Origin of the sequence: uncultured Romboutsia sp., assembly GCF_958366745.1 — a bacterium.
Taxonomy (GTDB): Bacteria; Bacillota; Clostridia; order Peptostreptococcales; family Peptostreptococcaceae; genus Romboutsia; species Romboutsia timonensis.
Genome location: NZ_CATXCO010000257.1, coordinates 1 through 3,019, shown reverse-complemented (window position 1 = coordinate 3,019; position 3,019 = coordinate 1). Strand labels below are relative to the sequence as shown.

General features: G+C 26.8%; 5 protein-coding genes. 1 reads left to right on the top strand and 4 read right to left on the bottom strand.

What is annotated here, in order from left to right; genetic code table 11:
* From Q5F54_RS12340 to Q5F54_RS12330, 3 genes are all read right to left on the bottom strand, one after another.
* Positions 1 to 297, bottom strand: a 297-nt coding sequence (locus Q5F54_RS12340; RefSeq protein ID WP_302334520.1) for a GNAT family N-acetyltransferase, incomplete at its 3' end; no start/stop codon positions are given.
* A 137-nt stretch (positions 298 to 434) separates the two neighbouring features.
* Positions 435 to 1,586, bottom strand: a complete 1,152-nt coding sequence (locus Q5F54_RS12335) for a D-alanyl-D-alanine carboxypeptidase family protein (protein WP_281539052.1) — start codon at positions 1,584 to 1,586, stop codon at positions 435 to 437.
* A gap of 53 nt (positions 1,587 to 1,639) precedes the next feature.
* Positions 1,640 to 1,822 (bottom strand): CD1290 family small acid-soluble spore protein, encoded by a 183-nt coding sequence (locus Q5F54_RS12330; protein ID WP_071119757.1) that lies wholly within the window; start codon positions 1,820 to 1,822, stop codon positions 1,640 to 1,642.
* A 234-nt stretch (positions 1,823 to 2,056) separates the two neighbouring features.
* On the opposite strand from Q5F54_RS12330, the gene Q5F54_RS12325 reads away from it, so the two are divergent.
* The gene (locus Q5F54_RS12325; RefSeq protein ID WP_281539051.1) at positions 2,057 to 2,545 is read left to right on the top strand and encodes a flavin reductase family protein; all 489 of its coding nucleotides are present in this window, start codon (positions 2,057 to 2,059) and stop codon (positions 2,543 to 2,545) included.
* A gap of 44 nt (positions 2,546 to 2,589) precedes the next feature.
* Here the strand turns inward: Q5F54_RS12325 and Q5F54_RS12320 are convergent, their stop codons facing one another.
* Entirely contained in the window at positions 2,590 to 2,877 is a 288-nt protein-coding gene (locus tag Q5F54_RS12320; RefSeq protein WP_277230368.1) for a DUF503 domain-containing protein, read from the bottom strand.
* Positions 2,878 to 3,019 lie beyond the last annotated feature (142 nt).

Sequence of the window (3,019 nt, the reverse complement as noted above, 5' to 3'; positions counted from 1 at the left end):
TTCAGTATCACTTTTATATACGTTATTTAAACCTATATTCCCAATCACTTTATTATTAGACTTATCTACAACTGCAAAATGACCTATTTTTCCTTGTTTATAATTATCTATAAAAAATGATTTTATAAATCTTCTTGTATCTGATACCGTCTTATGAGAACTCATAGGTAAATATTCTACTACTTTTGATTGTTTGTAGTACTCAAACATGTCCTCTGCATCATTTAATCTAGCTGGCCTTAACAAGTAATTTTTTGTTTCTATTATTGGCATTTGAGGATAAGTATCATCAACCATAGTATTCTCCCCTCACATACTGATTAATAAATTATATGATTAATCTATACTTATTGTTAACATAAAAATGTATAAATTATGATTAATTATTTATTTTGTAAATTATTATCAAAAAAAGAAGCTAAAAAAGCTTCTTTTTATAACATTTCATCTATAACTCGTTGTAACATTTTTAAATAACTTGCCTTTTGTATATCTTTTGTATTTACTAAATCAACTTTACCTACTAAAGTTTTTCCTTGATAAATTTCTACATATCCTAAATTTGTACCTTTTTTAATAGGTATTGTTGGATTTTCATTTACTTTTATCTTTCTAGTAAAATCTTTATTTCCACCTTTTTTAATAAGTACGCTTAAGTCTTCTTTTGCTACTAAATTTATCTTTTGCTCATCTGCCTTATCTAATGTAAGTGTAGCTATATTATCATTTTTAGAGCATAATTTTACACTTTCATAATTTGCAAATCCAAAGTTTAAAAGACTAGTTGCATCTTTAAATCTTTCAGGTGATGTCTCTGCGCCTAAAGTTACTGCAACTAAATGAGTGTCTCCTCTTTTAGCTGAAGCTGATAAACAGTATTTAGCTTGTTGAGTAAATCCTGTTTTAACTCCTGTAGCTCCTTGATAATGCTTTATTAATTTATTTGTATTAGCAAGTCCTACTGTAATTTGCTTCTTACCAACTACAACTTGATCCATCCAAGTTGTTAAGTATTTACTTATAACATCATGTTTTAATAGCTCTCTAGACATTATAGCTATATCATGAGCTGATGTATAATGATTATCTACAGGAAGTCCATTAGTATTTACAAAATTAGTATCCTTCATGTTTAACTCTTTAGCTTTAGCGTTCATCATATCTACGAAACTCTCTACACTTCCACCTATATACTCTGCCATAGCAACACAACCATCATTAGCAGATGCTACTGCTATACCCTTTAATAAAGTATCTACTTTTTGAACTTCGCCTGCTTCTAGAAATATTTGACTTCCTCCCATACTTGCTGCATTATCACTTATTTGTACACTATCATCTAATGTTATTTTTCCAGAATCTAGTGCCTCACATATAAGTAACATTGTCATTACTTTAGTTACACTTGCAGGAGGTAATTTATCATGGGCATTTTTTTCGTAAAGTATTTGTCCACTTCCTACGTCCATTAATATAGCTGATTTAGAAGATACACTAAGTGGAGCATTATCTTCATTTGCAAAAGATAAATTCATAGGCATGATTGCAATTAGTATAGCCATTATAAGACTAGCTAGTTTTTTCATTAATGTCACCTCTTAATATTTATTTAAATTTATTTTCTCACTATTTATTGTTTTTATTCTAAATGACCAGTCTTAGAAAAACTAGTTCTTTCTTTACTTCTTTTTACTCTTAATTTAGAATTTTCTTTATTATAACCAAGTTCTATTAAATCGAAGACATCTTCAGGATACATTTCATATTCTGCAGCAATTTCCATTTTAACTTGTTTTAAAGCTTTTTTTGCGTTGCTATCCATTTTAATCCTCCTCTATTTTCATATTATAAATATATATTTTACCAACATCGTATAATTATAATTGTTATTTTCTGTATATTTATTTCTTAAATTAATATTTAAATCTATAATATATTAATTAAATATAATTCCTTTTTAATATAACTTAATATTTTATATCCATTACTAAGAATAATCTAGTCAATATATAATATAATTGTTAGTATATTTAATATTATAATTAAGAGGTGTTGTATGAATTTTTATGAGAATTTAGAAGATGCTATGAAAAATTTAACTACTAGAGGTGCATTTTTAACTGTTAAGAACAATCAAGGGGTAAATACTATGACGATATCATGGGGATATATTGGCTTTAGTTGGAATAAACCTTACTTTGTAGCTATGGTCAGACCTCAAAGATACACATATGAATTTCTAAAGACTGCTAAAGATTATACTATAAGTATTCCTTATAGTGATGGTATGAAAAAAGCTCTTACTATATGTGGCACTAAATCTGGTAAAGATATTGATAAGGCAAAGGAAGCTAATATAAAGTTTTTAAATTCTAAAACTGTATCATCACCTATAGTAGATAATTGTAATATGTACTATGAATGTAAAATTACTTATGTTGATAGAATAAAAAAAGATAAATTTCCAGATGAATTAAAGAAAAACTACCCAATAGATGACTATCACTTCTTATATTATGGCGAGATAGTAGACTGTTATAACTAAAAAACTGAGTTAAGCTTAAAATTTTAAGCTTAACTCAGTTTTTATTAATATATATTCACTTCTTGTTCTATATTTATAATTTCTGCATCTGTAATTTCTTCGATATAGTTAATTATATTCTCAATTGTAGAATCACAAACCTTAGCATCTAAAGCTATACCTGCAATACCTATAGTTATCAAGTTATGTATATCTTGATTTTCTATTTCACCTACAGATATATTGAACTTATTTTGAAGTTTAGCAATTATACTTTTAACTACCATCCTCTTTTCCTTAAGAGAATGTGCCCAATCAGCTTTAAGGCTGACTTTCATTACTATAACTCTCATAATATATACCTCTTTTGTCTATTATTTTATATTAATTATATTATGCCTATTATAAACCTTAACTATTTATAATCATTTTCTACTGCCTGCGATAATATTTGATTTATATGAGCCATCATAGATGTAAATTGTTGTTCACTAT

Coding starts and splice junctions, on each gene's coding strand:
- Q5F54_RS12335 (WP_281539052.1), bottom strand. CDS start 1,586: ATGAAAAAACTAGCTAGTCTTATAATGGCTATACTAATTGCAATCATG.
- Q5F54_RS12330 (WP_071119757.1), bottom strand. CDS start 1,822: ATGGATAGCAACGCAAAAAAAGCTTTAAAACAAGTTAAAATGGAAATT.
- Q5F54_RS12325 (WP_281539051.1), top strand. CDS start 2,057: ATGAATTTTTATGAGAATTTAGAAGATGCTATGAAAAATTTAACTACT.
- Q5F54_RS12320 (WP_277230368.1), bottom strand. CDS start 2,877: ATGAGAGTTATAGTAATGAAAGTCAGCCTTAAAGCTGATTGGGCACAT.